The 17,435-nt window shown below is 74.5% G+C and carries 16 protein-coding genes; 6 read left to right on the forward strand and 10 right to left on the reverse strand.

Features of this window, described 5'->3' with window-relative positions; translation table 11 throughout:
* Positions 1 to 12: 12 nt before the first annotated feature.
* On the forward strand, positions 13 to 1,293 hold the full coding sequence (locus AB0J71_RS40950) for an FAD-binding protein (RefSeq protein ID WP_364419494.1): 1,281 nt from the start codon (positions 13 to 15) through the stop codon (positions 1,291 to 1,293).
* Positions 1,294 to 1,298: 5 nt separating this feature from the next.
* Here AB0J71_RS40950 and AB0J71_RS40955 read toward each other — a convergent pair whose 3' ends face one another.
* Together AB0J71_RS40955 and AB0J71_RS40960 are read right to left on the reverse strand one after the other, a co-directional pair.
* Positions 1,299 to 2,375, reverse strand: coding sequence for a winged helix DNA-binding domain-containing protein (locus AB0J71_RS40955; protein WP_352324231.1), 1,077 nt, complete (start codon positions 2,373 to 2,375; stop codon positions 1,299 to 1,301).
* On the reverse strand, positions 2,372 to 3,544 hold the full coding sequence (locus AB0J71_RS40960) for an epoxide hydrolase (RefSeq protein WP_364419496.1): 1,173 nt from the start codon (positions 3,542 to 3,544) through the stop codon (positions 2,372 to 2,374). Before AB0J71_RS40960 ends, AB0J71_RS40955 begins: the two co-directional genes overlap by 4 nt.
* Positions 3,545 to 3,606: 62 nt before the next feature.
* Here AB0J71_RS40960 and AB0J71_RS40965 point away from each other — a divergent pair, with 62 nt between their 5' ends.
* Entirely contained in the window at positions 3,607 to 4,587 is a 981-nt protein-coding gene (locus tag AB0J71_RS40965) for a YafY family protein (RefSeq protein ID WP_364419498.1), read from the forward strand.
* 39 nt (positions 4,588 to 4,626) lie between these two features.
* Here AB0J71_RS40965 and AB0J71_RS40970 read toward each other — a convergent pair whose 3' ends face one another.
* Positions 4,627 to 5,370 carry a crotonase/enoyl-CoA hydratase family protein gene (locus AB0J71_RS40970; protein WP_364419500.1) on the reverse strand — a complete coding sequence of 248 codons (744 nt, stop codon included), beginning with the start codon at positions 5,368 to 5,370 and terminating at the stop codon, positions 4,627 to 4,629.
* Positions 5,371 to 5,448: 78 nt separating this feature from the next.
* Positions 5,449 to 7,101, reverse strand: a complete 1,653-nt coding sequence (locus AB0J71_RS40975; protein ID WP_364419502.1) for an acyl-CoA dehydrogenase family protein — start codon at positions 7,099 to 7,101, stop codon at positions 5,449 to 5,451.
* Positions 7,102 to 7,132: 31 nt separating this feature from the next.
* On the opposite strand from AB0J71_RS40975, the gene AB0J71_RS40980 reads away from it, so the two are divergent.
* Entirely contained in the window at positions 7,133 to 7,852 is a 720-nt protein-coding gene (locus AB0J71_RS40980) for a PaaX family transcriptional regulator C-terminal domain-containing protein (RefSeq protein WP_352324224.1), read from the forward strand.
* A gap of 11 nt (positions 7,853 to 7,863) precedes the next feature.
* Here AB0J71_RS40980 and AB0J71_RS40985 read toward each other — a convergent pair whose 3' ends face one another.
* The 3 genes from AB0J71_RS40985 to AB0J71_RS40995 form a co-directional block, all read right to left on the reverse strand.
* Positions 7,864 to 8,892: a hypothetical protein gene (locus AB0J71_RS40985; protein ID WP_364419504.1), complete on the reverse strand. Its 1,029-nt coding sequence runs from the start codon at positions 8,890 to 8,892 to the stop codon at positions 7,864 to 7,866.
* 85 nt (positions 8,893 to 8,977) lie between these two features.
* The gene (locus AB0J71_RS40990) at positions 8,978 to 10,375 is read right to left on the reverse strand and encodes a glutamate--cysteine ligase (RefSeq protein ID WP_364419506.1); all 1,398 of its coding nucleotides are present in this window, start codon (positions 10,373 to 10,375) and stop codon (positions 8,978 to 8,980) included.
* A 35-nt stretch (positions 10,376 to 10,410) separates the two neighbouring features.
* Entirely contained in the window at positions 10,411 to 10,581 is a 171-nt protein-coding gene (locus tag AB0J71_RS40995) for a hypothetical protein (protein WP_364419508.1), read from the reverse strand.
* Positions 10,582 to 10,687: 106 nt separating this feature from the next.
* Between AB0J71_RS40995 and AB0J71_RS41000 the strand changes: the two genes are divergently transcribed.
* Positions 10,688 to 11,317 carry a helix-turn-helix transcriptional regulator gene (locus AB0J71_RS41000; RefSeq protein WP_364419510.1) on the forward strand — a complete coding sequence of 210 codons (630 nt, stop codon included), beginning with the start codon at positions 10,688 to 10,690 and terminating at the stop codon, positions 11,315 to 11,317.
* Between the two features lies 1 nt (position 11,318).
* A complete protein-coding gene (locus tag AB0J71_RS41005) occupies positions 11,319 to 12,356 on the forward strand; it encodes a zinc-dependent alcohol dehydrogenase family protein (RefSeq protein ID WP_352324219.1) in 1,038 nt (345 codons plus the stop codon).
* A gap of 28 nt (positions 12,357 to 12,384) precedes the next feature.
* Here the strand turns inward: AB0J71_RS41005 and AB0J71_RS41010 are convergent, their stop codons facing one another.
* Positions 12,385 to 12,873, reverse strand: coding sequence for a carboxymuconolactone decarboxylase family protein (locus tag AB0J71_RS41010; protein WP_352324218.1), 489 nt, complete (start codon positions 12,871 to 12,873; stop codon positions 12,385 to 12,387).
* Between the two features lie 142 nt (positions 12,874 to 13,015).
* Here AB0J71_RS41010 and AB0J71_RS41015 point away from each other — a divergent pair, with 142 nt between their 5' ends.
* Positions 13,016 to 13,624: a response regulator transcription factor gene (locus AB0J71_RS41015; RefSeq protein ID WP_352324217.1), complete on the forward strand. Its 609-nt coding sequence runs from the start codon at positions 13,016 to 13,018 to the stop codon at positions 13,622 to 13,624.
* A 25-nt stretch (positions 13,625 to 13,649) separates the two neighbouring features.
* Here the strand turns inward: AB0J71_RS41015 and AB0J71_RS41020 are convergent, their stop codons facing one another.
* Both AB0J71_RS41020 and AB0J71_RS41025 read right to left on the reverse strand, forming a co-directional pair.
* Positions 13,650 to 15,641 carry a prolyl oligopeptidase family serine peptidase gene (locus AB0J71_RS41020; protein WP_364419512.1) on the reverse strand — a complete coding sequence of 664 codons (1,992 nt, stop codon included), beginning with the start codon at positions 15,639 to 15,641 and terminating at the stop codon, positions 13,650 to 13,652.
* A complete protein-coding gene (locus AB0J71_RS41025) occupies positions 15,638 to 17,371 on the reverse strand; it encodes an ABC transporter ATP-binding protein (RefSeq protein ID WP_364419514.1) in 1,734 nt (577 codons plus the stop codon). Before AB0J71_RS41025 ends, AB0J71_RS41020 begins: the two co-directional genes overlap by 4 nt.
* Positions 17,372 to 17,435 lie beyond the last annotated feature (64 nt).

Genomic DNA, 17,435 nt, shown 5'->3' on the forward strand with positions numbered 1-17,435 from the left:
ATCATTAAGCACATGAACGAACTGCGGAACATGACGACCGGTCCGGTGCTGCTCCCCGGCGACGAAGGCTTCGACCAGGCGCGGCGCCCCTGGAACCTGGCGGTGGACCAGCCGGTGCGCGCGGTGGTCGAGGCGGCCGACGCCGACGACGTGGCCGCCGTGATCGGCTACGCCCGCCTGAACGGCCTGGCGGTGACCGCGCAGCCGGGCGGCCACGGCGCGTCCGGCGACACCGAGGGGACGATCCTGCTGCGTACCGGCCGGCTGGGCGGGGTGGAGATCCGCGACGGCGTGGCGCGCGTCGGCGCGGGCGTGAAGTGGGGCGAGGTGCTGGCGGCCGCGAGCCCGCTCGGGCTGACCGGCCTGGCGGGCAGCTCGCCGGTGGTGAGCGTGACCGGTTACACCCTGGGCGGCGGTCTGAGCTGGTTCAGCCGCAAGTACGGCTTCGCCGCCGACGCCGTGCGCGCCGTCGAGGCCGTGGACGCCGACGGCGGCCGGGTCAGGGTGACCGCCGAGCGCGACCCCGACCTGTTCTGGGCCCTGCGCGGCGGCGGCGGCGACTTCGCGATCGTGACGGCGCTGGAGTTCGACCTGCAGCCCGCGCCCTTCCTGTACGGCGGCCGCATCATCTGGCCGGCCGACCGCGCCGAGCAGGTCATGGCAGCCTTCCGCGAGGTCACCGCCGGCGCGCCGGAGGAGCTGTCGGTGTGGTTCCAGCTGCTGACGCCGCCCGGCGCCCCCGGCTTCGTCATGGCCGACTGCACCTACCTCGGGGCCGACCCGGGGGCGCTGCTGCGGCCGTTCGAGGCGGTGGGCGGGGCGATCGCCGACACCAGGCGGCGGCTGCCGGTGGCCGAGCTGGCCTCGATCTGCGACGAGCCGGTCGATCCGAGCCCGGGCGTGGGCCACACCGAGCTGCTGACCAGGCTGGACGACGAGGTCGCCGGCGTGCTGGCCGGCGAGCCGATCGAGCCGCTGCTGGCGGTGCAGGTCCGGCACCTGGGCGGGGCCGTGGCCAGGCCGGCCGAGGGCGGGGGCGCGGTGGAGCGGCTGGCGGAGCCGTACCTCGTGCACGCGCTGGGCCTGCCGTCGCCGGAGGTGTCGGAGCGGATGGAGCGGCTCGGCAAGTCGCTGGTGCCGTTCAGCAGCGGGCGGCGTCCGTTCACCATGCTGCACGGCGGGGAGCAGGCGGCGGCGGCGTTCTCGCCGGAGACGCTGGCCCGGCTGCGCGACCTCAAGCGCGCCCGCGACCCGCTGAGCGTCATCAGGTCCAACTTCCCGGTGCTGGGCTGAGCGGCCTACGGTTCGTCGAGGACCAGGTCGCACGTCGCCCGAGGCTCCAGGAAGGCGCACAGCCGGACGGCCTCGGCCAGCAGGGCGTCACGATCGGCACGGCGCAGCGGGGTGAGCGGCCGGATGCGCAGCGTCCGGTCCCGGATCCGCCAGGTGCCCTGCCACATGCCGTCGACCAGGAAGGTGCCGGTGGTCGCGCCGTTGCCCGGGGGGAGCGGGACGGGGCGGTCGCCGGGGATCACCCGGCTCCGGTCCTTGTGTGACAGCAGCAGATTGTCGTATTCGGGGAGGAATCTGGGCGGGGCGGGCACGTCCTCGGCCGGGCGGGGCGCGTCGGGCAGGTCGTACAGCACCTGCCGCTCCTCCCCGCGGAACACCCGCAGGGGCAGCCGTTCCACCACCTCGCGCAGCCGGGTCAGCCCGGACCACAGCTGGACGTCCGCGACGCTCGCCGGGCCGAACGCGCCGAGAAAGCGCAGCACCAGCGCGTCCACCGGCGCCGGGCGCAGCGGCGCGCCCAGCCAGCTCTCCACGGGCGTCCACACGGCGGGGCCGGTGCCGCCCCAGACGCCCCGCGGCGGCACCTGGCACAGCGCGAGGTGATGCGTGACCGCGTAGGCCAGCGCGCTCGGATCGGCGCCCGGCCGGCTCCGCGCGAGCAGCCTGCCCAGCTCGCCGCGGGTGCGCGGCCGCTCGGCCAGCAGCCGCCCGGCCTGTTCGAGCAGCGCCTCGCGGTCCGCGTCGCCGAGGCCGTCACGGAAGTGCGCGCGGAAGCCGGCGGCGTGCAGCGGACCGAACAGCGCGCGCCAGCCCAGGCAGTCGCGCGCGCTGACGAGGTGCACGGTGTTGCGCATCAGGTGCAGCCGCACCACCTGGCGCCGCTCGGTCAGCGCCGACAGCTCGTCCGGCGCGAAGCCCTGCAGACGCGTCCACAACCCCACGTACGGGGCCAGCGGCGCCTGGGACTGCATGCCGGCCAGATGCTCGATCGCGTCGATCGCCCGCTCCGGCGCGCGTTCCAGCAGGTACTGGCGGGCCAGCGTGGCCCGGTTGAGGCGACGCCGGCTCAGCACGTCGCTCATCGCAGCGGCCCGAAGAAGGCCCGCAGGTCGGCCGCCAGCAGGGCGGGGGCCTCCATCGCGGGGAAGTGCCTGCCGCACTCGAACTCGCTCCAGTGCGCGCCGGCCGGCGCGGGCACCAGCCTGCGCACGGTCTCGTCGGCGCCGAAGACCGCGAACCCCTGCGGCATGGCGGGCGGCGCTCCCCAGTCGGCGGAGTGGGCCTGCTCGTACAGGGTGTGCGCGGCGGAGGCGCCCGAGCCGGTGAACCAGTACAGGCTGACCGTGGTGAGCAGCTGGTCGCGGTCGACCGGCAGGTCGGTCCACTCGTGGACCTTCTCGGCGATCCAGGCGAGCTGCAGCAGCGGCGAGTCGGCCAGGCCGTAGCCGATGGTCTGCGGCCTGGTGTTCTGGATGGCCAGGTAGCCGGAGCCGTCCTGCTGGAAGGCGTGCATCCGGCTCAGGATCAGCTTGTCGACCGGGTCGCCGGCGTCGAGCCGGTCGGCGATCCCCGGCATGAAGGTGGCGACGTTCGCGGCGGTGAACGGATCGGTCACCACGTGCACGCCGACGACGTGCTCGCCGTCGAGGCCGGCGACCAGGCCGGACACGCCCGCGCCGACGTCGCCGCCGTGCACGCCGTACCGCTGGTAGCCGAGCCGGGCCATCAGCTCGGCCCAGGCGCGGGCGGTGCGCCCCATCGACCAGCCGGTCCCGCTGAGCGGCGTGGAAAAGGCGTAGCCGGGCAGCGACGGCGCGACGACGTGGAAGGCCGGGCCCTCGTCCGGGTCGACCAGCGGCTCGATCAGGTGCAGGAACTCGGCGACGGAGCTCGGGTAGCCGTGGGTGATCAGCAGCGGCCTGGCGTCGGGGCGGTCGGACCGGACGTGCAGGAAGTGGATGCGCTGGCCGTCGATCTCGGTGGTGAACTGCGGGTACTGGTTGAGCCTGGCCTCCTGGGCGCGCCAGTCGTACTGCGTGCGCCAGTGTCCGGCGAGCTCCTTCAGGTGGCCGAGCGGCACGCCGCGGGTCCATCCGACGCCGGGCAGCTCGGCGGGCCAGCGGGCGTGGGCGAGCCGGTCGTGCAGGTGGTCGAGGTCGGCCTGGGGGATCTCGACGCGGAAGGGCTGGATGTCGTCGCGCACGGCGCTTCTCCTCGTGAACGGCTCGGCCATGAGTGCTCTTGCGCTCATGCGGAGAACACTAGGAACATTCGCGGAAAGGATCGTTCCTAGATTGTCGTCAGGATCGAAGAATGCTGGAAACCTCGGCGCGGCTGCTGCGCCTGCTGTCCCTGTTCCAGGCCCGGCGCGACTGGACGAGCACCGAGCTGGCCGCCCGGCTCGGCGTCACCACCCGCACCGTCCGCAACGACGTCGGCCGGTTGCGCGCGCTCGGCTACCTGGTCGACGCGCGGCCGGGCGTGGCCGGCGGCTACCGGCTCGGCTCGAACGGCGCCCTGCCGCCGCTGCTGCTGGACGACGACGAGGCGGTGGCCGTCGCGATCGGCCTGCGCACCGCCGCGAGCGGCTCGATCGCGGGGATCGAGGAGACCTCGATGCGGGCGCTGGCCAAGCTGCAGCAGGTGCTGCCCGCGCGGCTGCGGCACCGGGTGAGCGCCTTCCAGTCGTACGCGCTGCCGATGCCGTCGCGCGGCTCGCAGGTGGATCCGGACGTGCTGACCGTGATCGCGAGCGCGTGCCGCGACCATGAGCGGCTGCGGTTCGACTACCGGGCGCATTCCGGGGCGGCCGGCAGGCGCTCGGTGGAGCCGTACCGCCTGGTGCACGACCGGCGGCGCTGGTACCTGGTGGCCTGGGACCTCGACCGGGACGACTGGCGCACCTTCCGGGCCGACCGGATCGAACCGCGGACGCCGACGGGCCCGCGTTTCACGCCCCGCGAGCTGCCGCCCGACCACGAGATCACGGCGCGGGTGGCCCGCGGGGCCGGCGAGGCGACCTGGCGCTACCGCGCGCGGGTGATCGTGCACGCGCCCGCCTCGCACGTGCGCGACCGGCTGCCGATCCCGGTTGACGTGCGGCCGCTGGGCGAGGACCGGTGCGTGTTCGAGCCGGGCTCGGACCACCCGGAGATGCTCGCCCTCCACCTGGGCATGCTGGAGGCGGACTTCACGGTCGAGGACTCGCCGGAGCTGGTGGCCGCGCTCCGCACGCTGACGACCCGCTACCAGCGCGCGATCGACGCCGCCGACCAGCCACCCGGCACGCCTTAGAAGGCCGCGCCCGGCCAGGCGACGCCCGCCGGTACCGTGTCAGGCGGGGGCGCCGTGGTGGCCGGCGCCGGCGGCGAATCTGGCGGCGCCCTCCGCCGCGTCCGGCAGCGAGACCAGGCCGTGGCGCAGCTCGTTGCGCATGGCCTCGTCCTCCGGCAGGCCGTGCTGCTCCAGCAGCGACATGCGGTCGCCGCGCAGGCACGCCTGCGGGAACGCGGCGATCCGCGCGGCCAGCTCCTCGGCCTCCCGCCGGGCCGTGCCGGTGGGCACCAGGCGGTTGACCAGGCCCATGTCACGGGCCTCCGGGGCGCTCACCGCGCGGCCGGTCAGGATCATGTCCATGGCGCGGGAGGCGCCGACGAGCCGGGGCAGCCGCACCGTGCCGCCGTCGATCAGCGGCACGCCCCAGCGGCGGCAGAAGACGCCGAACACCGCGTCCTGCTCGGCCACCCGCAGGTCGCACCAGAGGGCGAGCTCCAGCCCGCCGGCCACGGCGTGCCCGGCGACGGCCGCGATCACCGGCTTGGACAGGCGCATCCTGGTGGGCCCCATGGGGCCGTCGCCGTCCTCGCCGACGTGGTTGTCCAGAGCCTTGAGGTCGGCCCCGGCGCAGAACGTGCCGCCCTCGCCCCACAACACCGCCACGGCCGCGTCGGAGCGCTCGAAGCCGGCGAACGCGTCGGTGAGCGCGTCGGCGGTCTTCCTGTCCACCGCGTTGCGCGCCTCCGGCCTGCTGATGACGACGGTGGTGACGGGCCCCTCGCGCTCGACGCGTACGGTCATGCGACCCTCCTCCGGGGAACGTGCGGCTTCGCCTCGGGGAAACTCGGGGAAACTCCGGGAAACCTGCCGAGCGTACCCTCAGGCGAGGGCCCCGGCCAGCAACGTGTCGAAGTGGTCGGCGGCCGGGGCGTCGATGCCGCGCAGCGGGCCGCGCTCGGCCAGGTGCGCCTCGGCGTACAGGCGGGCGACCAGGGCCTTGCGCCCGTCGTCGAGGCCCCAGCCGGCCTGGTCCTCCAGCAGGGCGGCGGCGTAGACGTCGGCCATGAACTGGGCCAGCGGGTAGAGGCGTTCCTCGGCGAGCGCCGGGTCGAGCCCGTGCCAGGCCGCGACGGCCTTGGACAGGTCGTCGATCCGCGCGTGCACCAGGTCGGAGGTGGCCAGGGCACGCAGCCGGGCCAGGAACGGCACGTGCGCCTCCTCACGGAGCATGGCGCGGCGCACGTCCAGGCACAGGATGTTGTCGCCGCCCTCCCAGATCGGGTTGACCTGGGCGTCGCGCAGCAGCCTGGCCACCGGCCACTGCTCGATGTAGCCGTTGCCGCCGTGCACCTCGATCGCGTCGCTGGCCGCCGTCAGGCCGAGCCGGGCGGCGCGCAGCTTGATCAGCGCGGGCCCGAGCCGCAGCCGGGGGCCGACCAGGCCGTCGAACACCATCGCCTGGGCGGCCTCGACCTCGACGATCAGCTCGGCCAGCTTGCGGCGCATCAGGGGCTGGTCGATGAGCGGACGGCCGAACGCCTCGCGGGAACGCGCGTAGCAGACGGACTCGACCAGGGCCCGCCTGGCCACGCCGACGCCCATCATGGCCACGCCCAGGCGGGAGGCGTTGGTGAGCTTCATCATCGTGCCGAGCCCGGAGCCGGAGCCCCGGCCGGCCAGCAGGAACGCCTCGGCGTCGGTGAACTCGACCTCGGCCGAGGCGACCGAGCGGGTGCCCAGCTTGTCCTTCAGCCGCCGGATGCGCACCCCGTTGCGCGAGCCGTCGCGCCGCTCCCACAGCGCCAGGAACGGCGCCACCGACCCGTCGGGCGTGCGGGCGAGCACCACGAACGCCGAGCCGTTGGCGTTGGAGGCGAACCACTTGAACCCGGTCAGCCGCCACGCCTCCCCCTCGGGCTCGGCCCACGCCTCCAGGGCGGCCAGGTCGGAGCCGCCGGTGCGTTCGGTGAACATCTGGGCGGCCTCGCCGGAGTAGTAGCCGTCGGCGAAGATCTCCCGGACCCGGTCGCGTACGTCCGGCGGCGCGTGCTTCTCGGCCAGCGAGACCACCATGTCCCCGCCGGTGCCGAGTGCGCAGCCCATCCCGATGTCGGCCTGGTCGAGCAGGTACGTCCAGGCCGCCGCCAGCGCGGCCGGGTCCGCCCCGTTCGCCCGTGCCTCCTCGGCGAACGCCGGCGAGGTGAAGTTGTCCTCCATGAGCGCCGCGCGCGCGGCCTGGAAGGACGGCGGCATGACGACCCGGCTGACGTCCCTGCCCCACTTGTCGTACTTCTCCAGGCGGGGCGGGTTACGGTCGGTCTCCTCGGCGCACTCGGCGACCAGGCCGCCCATCAGCGCGCCGAGCCGTTCGAGGCGGGGCTCGGCCCAGGCGAAGCCGTCGCCGAGGTGGCGCCGCATGAGCAGGCGCAGCGTGGGGTCGCAGGTCCACCAGTTGCGCCCGGCCGCCCCCTGGTAGCGCTCGGTGGCGTAGCGGTCGCTGTGGTCGAAAGGTTCGATGAGATACCGGCCCATACTCGCGAGTGTTACATATAATCAACACGCGATGGAAGACCGTAACACCTCACTCAGCGCCCGGTCGGCGGTGCTGAGCGCGCTGCTCGGCAGCCACCCGCCCCGGCTGCCCGCCCGTCACCTGGTGCGCATCGGCGCGCTGTTCGGCATCGCCGAGGGCACGGTCCGGGTGGCGCTGTCGCGCATGGTGGCGGCCGGCGACCTGACGCAGCAGGGCGGCCGCTACACGCTGTCCGAGCGGCTCGTCGAGCGCCAGGCCCGGCAGGACGAGAGCCGCGACCCGCACACCAGGCCGTGGGACGGCACCTGGGAGGTGGCGGTGGTCACCGCCGAGCGGCGCGCCCCGGCCGACCGGGCCGCGTTCCGGCACACGATGTCCGCGCTGCGCATGGGCGAGCTGCGCGAGGGCACCTGGCTGCGTCCGGCCAACCTGGTGCGCGAGTGGCCCGAGACCGTCACCGCGCAGTGCACCCTGATCGACGGCCGCCCGCACGGCGACCCCACCCCGCTGCTGTGGGACCTCGACGGCTGGGCGGCCGAGGCGGCCCGGCTGGAGCGGGCGCTCGATCGGGCCGACGGGCTGGCCGAGGGCTTCCTGGTCTCGGCCGCCGTCCTGCGCCACCTGCTGGCCGACCCGCTGCTGCCCGCCGAGCTGCTGCCCGCGGGCTGGCCGGGAGCCGCCCTGCGGGCCCGCTACGACGCCTTCGACCGCCGCTACCGCGAGGTCCTGCGCGCCCACATGGAAGGCTGAGCCCTGCTGAATCAGAGCTCGACGCCGAAGACGATGCGCTTGTTCCTGAACTCGGTGACGCTCCACACCTTGCCGCCGCGCACCGTCAGGTCCTCGGGCCCGATCGGGTAGGGCCTGGTCAGCAGCGTGTCGCCGCTGTGGACGAGCAGTTTGCCGTTGGTGGCGGCGTCGGCCGCCTGGCTCAGGTACCACTTGCCGCCCCACGAGACCGCGCCCTGGATCTTGGGGTGGCCCATGACGAAGGCGTCCTTGGGCGTGCCGTCCGTCAGCGGCAGGTTCCAGCGGGCGACCCACCCGCCGGGGTCGTTCTCCCGGTACTCGCCGGCGACCAGCGCGGGCGTGCCGCCGCTGCGGTCGACCGACAGGAACGAGAAGTGCGGCCCGCCGCGCACGAGCTTCCAGCAGTCGGTCTGCGGGAGCAGGTAGCGGTAGCCGAAGGCGTGGAACCGGCCGCCGGAGCGCCCGATGCGCGCGGAGTCGCCCAGGTCGGGCTGGGCGGTGCGCAGGTCGAGCAGGTTGCCCAGGTCGAAGACGCGCAGGCCGTTGAAGGTGTCGGCGACGTAGAGCAGGTCGCCGTGGCAGGCCAGGCCGCCCGCGTGCACGTCGATCGGCCCGTACGAGCCGTCGGGCCTGGCCTCGACCAGCAGCGCGTGCTGGTACTTCAGCGTCCGGGGGCTCAGGAACGACACCCTGATCCCCCGCTCGCCCGCCGCCGGCTTGAAGTACCAGCTCACCAGCAGCACCGGCACGCCGATGGCGCCGGACTCCTCGCCGCAGGTCACGCCCTGCGGGTACCAGTCGACCGTGTCCTGGTCCTTCGCGTCGAAGGCGTACCAGTCCGCCGGCCTGGGCCGCATCGAGCCCAGCGCCGCCGTCGCGCCCTTGTGGACGGCGGTCCTGTTGGCGTGCGCCAGCAGGGCCTCGACCCCGGTCGCGCCGATCTCCCCGGCCAGCTTCGCCGCCCCCGTGGCCAGCGTCCCCGTGGCCCGCGTTAACGCGTAGGGCGCCTTGTCGGCCGGTGCCATCCCCGTCGCCGCCATATCTGCCTCACTTCGTCCGTCTCTCGGAGTAGTTTGACGGACGTGCGGCGGCATTTGTTGGCGTTCAGTGCCAGTTCAGTCCCGTTCAGTCCCACAGGTGCACCGGCAGGCCCGACAGGGCCAGCTCGCGGTAGCGGCGCACGAGCCGTTCCCGGTCGCCGCCGAAGCGCGCCAGCGCCTCGCGCTGCCAGACCGCGCCGGTGCGCCGCAGCCGGGTGCGCTGGGCGATGACGTCCAGGGCGGTGTCGGCGTCGTGCGGGGTCACCCCGGCCGCCAGCAGCGCGGCCCGCGCCTCGGGCAGCAGCCTGAGCACCAGGTCGGCGGCCTCGAACTCGCCGTCCAGGCCCGGCCAGGTCAGCTTGGCCTCCAGCCCGTCCTGGGCGGCGCGGTAGAAGTTCTGGTACGCCTCGGCGAACCGGTAGCCGGTCAGGTCCCGCTCGGCCTGCGACAACGTCAGCCCCAGCAGGAACGCCGTGTTCGCGGTCATGTCCGCGCACGAGGGCCCGGCGGGCAGCGCGCGCATCTCGACCCGCAGGTGGCCGCCGTCGGCCGGGTCGTAGACGGGCCGGTTCCACTGCCAGATCGTGCCCTGGTGCAGCCGCAGCTCCGGCACCTCGTGCGGCTCGGCGTCGTCGGACAGGTCGGGCACGATCGGCTCGTAGTCCTGGACGTACCGCTCGAACAGCTCGTGCGCGCCCTCCCGCACCCAGTCCGAGCCGAACGTGACCCGCCCGTCCCTGCGCCCGCGCCGCTCCACGTCACGGTCGTCGGCCGCCTCCTCCATCAGCGCGATCCGCGTCTCCGCCCACAACTGCCTGCCCAGGAAGAACGGCGAGTTGCCGCACGCGGCCAGCACCGGCCCGATGGCGAGCTGGGCGGCGTTGAACAGCCGGGCGAAGCGGTCGGGCGGCGTGCGGATGTGCACCTGCCAGGAGGTGTTGGCGCTCTCCAGGATCACGTCCTCCACCGACAGCTCCAGGTCCTCGATCTTGACGAGGAACGGTTCCAGCCGCAGCCGCCTGATGCCCCTGCTCATGGCCCGGTAGCGGTTCTGGTCGCTCATCGCGCCGATGGTGAAGTCCTCGGCGGCCAGCGTGGGCAGGATGCCGATCGGCAGGGCGCCGCCGCCCTCGACGGCGGCGTCCACCTTGGTCACCGTCTCCTGGATCTCGGCCCCCATGCGCTCGAAGGGCGACCCGGCCAGCGGCATCGGGGTGAGGTTGACCTCGATGTTGAAGCGGCCCAGTTCGAGCACGACGCGCGGGTCGTCGAGCCTGTCCCGCACCTCGTCGTTGCGCGGCAGCGGCCGTCCTTGCTCATCAATGAGGAACAGCTCCAGTTCGGCCCCGATGGTGGCCGGCCCCTGGCCGAAGCCAGGGGTTTCGAGCAGCTCGCGAAGAGTGCCGAGCTGCTCCCGGATGCGTTCTCCGAAGCGCGCGTACTCCGCCTCGGAGAACCGCTCTTTGTCCAGATCTCGTCCCATCGCCCCCTTCTGTCCAGTACGCAAGTGTCCACACCTCACCAGCCGATCGATCCCGCGTCCTCCAGGTAGGCGCCGGTCGGGCCGTCGGCGTCCAGGGTCGCCAGCCGGACGACGATGGCCGCGCCCTGCTCGGCGGTGCGGAAGCCGGTGGGGGCGTTGAGGTCGGTTTGGCGCCCGTGATCAGGGCAGTCGTCGTCATGGCCCAACGTTCTCCCAGGCCGCAGCGGGGACGGGAGAGACCCGCGGAAGCTGGGATCAGCGGTACCACCTTCGCGCGCCCGCTCACCTGGCCTCAGGACGGAGGATGGAGGCATGAACCGCGACGAACTGGCCGGCTTCCTGCGCAGCAGGCGTGCCCGCGTCACCCCGTCCGACGTGGGCCTGCCCGGCGGCGGGCGCCGGCGCACGCCCGGCCTGCGCCGCCAGGAGGTGGCCCAGCTCGCCGGGATGTCGATCGACTACTACATCCGGCTGGAGCAGGGCCGGGGGCCGCACCCGTCGCGGCAGGTGCTGGGCGCGCTCGGCCGGGCGCTCATGCTGGACCAGGACGAGCGCAACGTGATCCGCTGGGTGTTCATGTCGCCCGGCATCGCCGAGCACCTGTCGGACGAGGAGAAGGGCCGCTTCGCCCGCGCCTCGGTCGCCGACCTGCGCGTGGCCGCCGGCCGCTACCCCGACGACCGGGCGCTGCGGGCGCTGGTGGCCGAGATGCTGGCGCTCAGCCCCGAGTTCGCCGAGCTGTGGGCCCGGCACGAGGTGGAGGTGCGCAGGGAGCAGCGCAAACAGGTCATCCATCCGGTCGTCGGCACGATCGACGCCATCTGCCAGGTGCTCCCGGTGCCCGACCGCGACGACCTGCGGCTGGTGCTCTACACCACCGAACCCGGCTCGCCCTCCCACCGGGCCTTGCGCGACCTGCGGCGACTCACTCTAAGCTCATGAGATGCGAGCGGTTGCCTTTGACGTCTTCGGCGGGGAGCTCGACCTGCGCGAGCTGCCCGATCCCACCCCCGCGCCCGGCGGGGCGGTGATCCGGGTCGAGGCGACCGGGCTGTGCCGCTCCGACTGGCACGGCTGGCAGGGGCACGACCCCGACATCAAGGTCCTCCCCCACGTGCCCGGCCACGAGCTGGCGGGCGTGATCGAGGCCGTGGGCCCCGACGTGCGGGGCTGGCTGCCGGGGGCGCGGGTCACCGTGCCGTTCATCTGCGCCTGCGGCACCTGCGCGGCCTGCGCCACGGGCGAGCAGCAGGTGTGCGAGCGGCAGACCCAGCCGGGCTTCACCCACTGGGGCTCCTTCGCCGAGTACGTCGCCGTCGACCACGCCGACGTGAACCTCGTCCCGATCCCCGAGGAGATGGCCTACGCCACCGCCGCCGGGCTGGGCTGCCGCTTCGCCACCGCTTTCCGGGCGGTCGTCCAGGTGGGCGAGGTGCGTCCGGGAGAGTGGGTGGCGGTGCACGGCTGCGGCGGGGTCGGGCTGTCGGCGGTGATGATCGCGGCGGCGTCCGGGGCGCGGGTGGTGGCCGTGGACATCAGCGCCGACGCACTGGAACTGGCCGAGCTGGCCGGGGCCACGCACTTCGTCGACGGCTCGGCCGGCGACGCGGCGGCCCAGGTCAGGGAGCTGACCAGGGGCGGCGCGCACGTCTCGCTCGACGCGCTGGGCAGCCCCCGCACGTGCGCGGCCTCGGTCGAGAGCCTGCGCAGGCGGGGGCGGCACGTCCAGGTCGGCCTGCTGCCGGGCGGCGCGACGCCGGTGCCGATGGACCGCGTGATCGGCCACGAGCTGCGGCTGCTGGGCAGCCACGGCATGGCCGCGCACGCCTACCCGCCCATGCTGGAGCTGATCAGGGCCGGGATCCTGCACCCCGACCAGCTCGTCACCCGGACGATCGGCCTGGCCGACGCGGGCAAGGCGCTGGCCTCGATCGGCTCGGTCCCGGGCGTGACGATGATCCTCCCCCGGGCGGGCGCGTGAGGGCCGCGTACAGATGAGTGAGGGGGGCTCACTCCTCCAGCTGCACGCGGAACGCCCTGAGCACCAGCGCCAGCATGGCGTAGTGCGCGACCAGGACGACCAGCTCGATCCTGCGCACCTCGTCGTAGCGGTCGCACAGGGCGGCCCAGGTGGCGTCGGTGAGGTCGCCCGCGTAGTGGAGGTCGTCGGCCACCTGTAACACCAGGCGGTCCTCGACGGGCCAGAGGGCGTCGAGCTGGCGGACCGACTCGATCTCCACGTCGGTCAGGCCCACCTCGCGGGCGATGCGGGCGTGATGGGCCCATTCGTAGGCGCTGCCGCTGTGGAAGGCGGTGCGCAGGATGGCCAGCTCGCGGTCGCGGGCCGGCAGCGTGCCGTTGAGCAGCGCGCCGCCGAAGCGCAGCCAGCCCTGGTAGAGCGCGGGGTGCCGGCCCAGCGTCGTGAAGACGTTCTGGGGGTTCGCCTGCTGAAAGTCGTCCCATTCCGCAGGAGGCAGGGGCTTCACTCGAGGCTTCATGGCCTTGAGCATTCCCCAAATGAGCGTCCACTTGTCGGCGGCGGCTTTACCGTCACTTAGGAGGACTTTCCACAGTGCGGGCTTTACGTCAGGATTGAGTGGCCCGCAGGACGTTGCAAGCCTGGTCGACCGCAAGGACCCCATGGTGATTCGAACGTTGCTCGCTGAGGACATGAACCTGGTACGAGGGGCGCTCGTGGCCCTGCTGGCCTACGAGGAGGACATCGAGGTCGTCGCCGAAGTCGAGCGGGGCGACCGCATCCTGGCCGCCGCCCAGTCGTGCCGTCCGGACGTGGCGGTGCTCGACATCGCCCTGCCCGGCATGGACGGGCTCGCCGCGGCCGGCGAGCTGCACGAGAAGCTGCCCGGCTGCGGCGTGCTGATCCTGACCGGCGTCGGCACCCCCGGGCTGCTGAAGCAGGCGCTGGAGGTGCACGTACGGGGGTTCATGGCCAAGGACGCGCCGCCCGAGCGGCTGGCCGACGCCATCCGCCGGGTCGCCGACGGCGAGCGGGTCATCGACTCGGAGCTGGCCATCGCGGCCATGCGCCCGCCGGAGCCGCCGCTCACCCCCCGCGAGCTGGACGTGATCGGCGCGGCGGCCGACGGCGCCTCCATCGGCGAGATCGCCGCGTCGCTGTTCCTGGCCGAGGGAACGGTCCGGAACTACCTGTGCCGGACGACGGCCAAGCTGGGCGCGCGCAGCCGCATAGACGCCATCCGCATCGCCCGCGAGTCCGGCTGGATCTGACCTCCCGCCGCCGCCCCCGCCCGGCTCAGGCGCGGGTGTGGGCGGCCAGGAAGGCCAGGACGTCGGCGGCGAGCGCGATGGACCGGCTGACGGCGCGGGCCCCGTGGCCGACGTCGCGCTCGTGGCGCAGCAGGACGGGACGGGAACCGGCCCCCCTGCTCCCCTGGGCCCACTGCATGGCCGCGCACATCTTGCGGGCGTGCATCGGGTCCACCCGGGTGTCGGCGGCCGAGACGGTGAACAGCGTCGCCGGGTAGTCGGCGTCCGGCCGGACGTGGTGGTAGGGCGAGTAGGCCATCAGCCAGGCCAGGTGGTCGGGGTCGGCGGGGTCGCCGTACTCGCCGGTCCAGGACGGGCCGAGGCCGCTGAGGTGGTAGCGGGCCATGTCCAGCAGCCCCGCCGAGCAGACGGCGGCGGCGAACAGGTCGGGGCGCTGGGTGAGGGCCGCGCCGACGAGCAGGCCGCCGTTCGACTCGCCCCAGATGCCGAGCTGCTCCGGGGTCGTCCAGCCGTCGGCGACCAGTTTCTCGGCCGCGGCGACGAAGTCGTCGAAGACGTTCTGCTTGCGCTCCAGCATGCCGTCGCGGTGCCAGGACTCGCCCTCCTCGCCGCCGCCGCGCAGGTTCGCGATGGCCAGCACGCCGCCCGACTCCACCCAGGCCAGCGAGTCGGCCGCGTAGCCGGGCATGAGCGGGATGCCGAAGCCGCCGTACCCGTTGAGTATCGCCGGGCGGGGGCCCGAGCCGGCGGAGAGCGCGACCACGACCATGCGCACGGGGGTGCCGTCGGCCGAGGTGTACTCGACGTGGTGGCTCTTCACGTCGGGCAGCGCGACGCGGCCGGGCGGGGCGGCCCACAGGGTGGCGGCGCCGGTCCGGGCGTCGTAGCGCCAGATCTCGGCGGGGGTGACGGCGTCGGTGTAGGTGAACCAGGCCTCGTGGCCGCCTTCGGGCCGGGAGCTGAGCGAGGCGATCGAGCCGCTGCCGGGCAGGGGCACCTCGCCCAGCCGCTCGCCCGTCCTGGCGTCGTGCACGGCGATCTCGCCGACCGCGTGGCGGGTCCTGGAGACCAGCAGGCGGTCGCCGTCCAGCAGGGTGAACGCGCCGAGCACCGCCCGGGGGTCCTCGGGGACCAGCTCGCGCCACACCTCGGGCTCGGCCGGGTCGGCCACGCACAGCCGGCGCCGGGGGGCGTTGCGGTCGGTGAGCAGGTACAGGCGGCCGTCGGAGGCCACCGCGCCCGCCGTGCGCACGTGCGCCCCCTCCTGGACGACCCGCAGCTCCGGCCGGGCCGGGTCGCCGCCGGCCAGATCGGCCAGCCAGAGCGAGTTGCCGGCCGTGCCGCCCGCGGAGATCGTCAGCCAGCGGCCGTCCGCGCTGAGCTGCACGCCGTAGGAGACCGGCCCGCCGATCAGGACCGGGACGTCGTCGGGGACGCCGAGCCGGTGCAGGTGCACACCCTCGTGGAAGCGCACGTAGTAGAAGCCCTCGCCGCCGGGCAGCCAGGCGACCGGCGAGTAGCGGCAGCCGCCGATGGGGCCGTCCACGAGCTTGCCGGTGTCGACCTCCTCGACGTACAGGTCGGCCTTCTCGTCGCCGCTGCTGGAGATCTGGTAGGCGATCAGGCGGCCCTGCGGGTCGGGTTGCCAGTCGTCCAGGGTGGTCAGGCCGCTGGGGTCGCGCTCGGCCGGGTTCAGGAAGGGCCGGTCGTCGCAGTACAGGACCGGGTGCTCCTGACAGCCGGTCTGCCGCAGGTGGAAGCGCCGGCCGCCGCGCCACACGGGCGGGGTGACCAGGCCGGTGACGCTCAGCTCGGTGAGCCTGGCCAGGAAACGCTCGCGGTCCGGCAGGCGCGCGGCGGCCTCCCGCCACAGCCGGTCCTGGGCGGCCAGCCATTCCCCGGTCCGCGGGTCGAGGGGGTCCTCCAGCCAGCGGTACGGGTCGGGGACGTCCCGCCCGTGGAGGCGGTCGGTGACCGGTTGACGTTCGGCGGGCGGGTACTCGTCTGCAAATGTCATGACACGGGCTCCGGTTGCCAGTGGCCGGCCAGGTCGGCGTACAGGGGCGAGACCCGGATCAGCTCGTCGTGCGTGCCGATCGTGATCCGGGGTCCGTCCATGAGCAGGACGCGGCGGGCGCGCAGCGCGGAGGTGAGGCGGTGCGCGACCACGATGAGCGTGCCGCCCCTGGCCGCGAAGGCGTTCTCGGCCAGGGCTTCGGCGGCGGGGTCCAGGTGACAGGTGGCCTCGTCCAGGATGACCAGCGGGGCCCGGGTCAGGTGGGCGCGGACGAGGGCGATCAGCTGGCGCTGCCCGGCCGACAGCGCCGCCGGGTCCAGCGTGGCGTCGTACCCGCCCAGGCTCTCGACCAGGCCCGTGGCGCCCAGGGCGGCCACGGCCTCGTCCAGGCGGCCGGCCCCGGGCGCGAGGTAGGCGAGGTTGTCGCGCAGCGTGCCGCGGAAGACGTACGCCTCCTGGGGGATGAGCACGCGGGCGGCGGGGTCGGCCCGGTCGGCGGGCACGCCGCCGACCAGCACCTCGCCCTCGCCGGGGCGCAGGATGCCGCTGATCAGGGCGGCGAGCGTGGACTTGCCCGCGCCGCTCGGGCCGACGACGGCCAGGTGCTCGCCCTCGGGGACGGTGAGGTCGAGGCGGTCCAGGACCGGCGCCGAGTGCGGGCCGTAGGCGAAGGTGACCGACCGCAGCGTGACGTCGCCGCCGGACGGACGGACCTTCGGCGGGGCCGGCGGCTGGGGCGGCGCGGCGGCGGCGATGCGGCGCAGCGTGGCCACGAGCCGCACGCCGCTCACCCCGAGCCCCTGGACGAGCCCGCCGAGCGCGGGCGCCAGCGACTGGGTCACGTAGGCCAGCGCGCCGACGATCACGCCGGGCCGGGCGCCGCCGTCGAGCAGCCAGGGTGTGCCGGCGAGCAGCAGGACGACGGGCAGCCAGCCGCCGACGGCCAGCGCGGCGGTGCGCACCGAGGTCACCCTGGCCAGGGCGCGGGCGGCGTCGCGCTGCGCGCCGACCTGGCGGGACAGCCGCTCGTCCTCGCGGTCCTGCAGGCCGCACGCCTCGATGTCGCGCAGCCCGGCGGCCGTCGCGGTCATCGACCGGGCCAGCTCCTCGTCGGCCAGCAGGAACGCGCGCTGCCGCCGGGCCAGCGCGGGCAGCGAGGCCAGGAAGAACGCCAGCCCGGCCGCGAACGGCGGCAGCACCAGCACGAGCGTGCCCGGCGCCAGCGTCAGCAGCCCCAGCACCACGCTGACCAGCGTGAACGCGAACCCCCTGACCGTGGTGACGACGGCGGCGAAGGCGTCCCTGGCCAGCTCGACCTGGAGCCCGGCCCGCGCGGTGGCCGCGCTGTCGGGCCGCTCGTCGAGCGGGCGGCGCAGCGCTCCCTGCACCACCCGCGTCAGCAGGTCGTCGCGGAACGGCTCGGCCACGGCGGCCACGGCCAGCACCACCTGGCGGGCGCCGACGGCCGAGACCAGCCACGCCACGCCGAGCGCCGCCAGCCAGGCCAGCCCGGTCAGCGGCCGGGCGCGGGCGAAGCCGTCCTCGATGGCGCGGGCGACGGCGTGCCCGACGAGGAAGGCGGGCGCGGCCTCCAGCACCGACCAGAGCAGGATGGCGACCAGCCGCCGCGGGTCGCGGACGAGCGCCCGCCGGAACCCGGCCGGCGCGTCGGGGACCGCGGGGACGCCGGAGGCGCCGGGAGCCGCGGGGACGCCAGGGGCGGAGGTCATGGGCGGGCCTCCCGGACGGTGGCAGGGCGCGCGGGGGTCATGGGCCGGACGGTGGCCGGGCGCG

It is taken from the genome of Nonomuraea sp. NPDC049637, from assembly GCF_040675235.1.
Taxonomy (GTDB): domain Bacteria; phylum Actinomycetota; class Actinomycetes; order Streptosporangiales; family Streptosporangiaceae; genus Nonomuraea.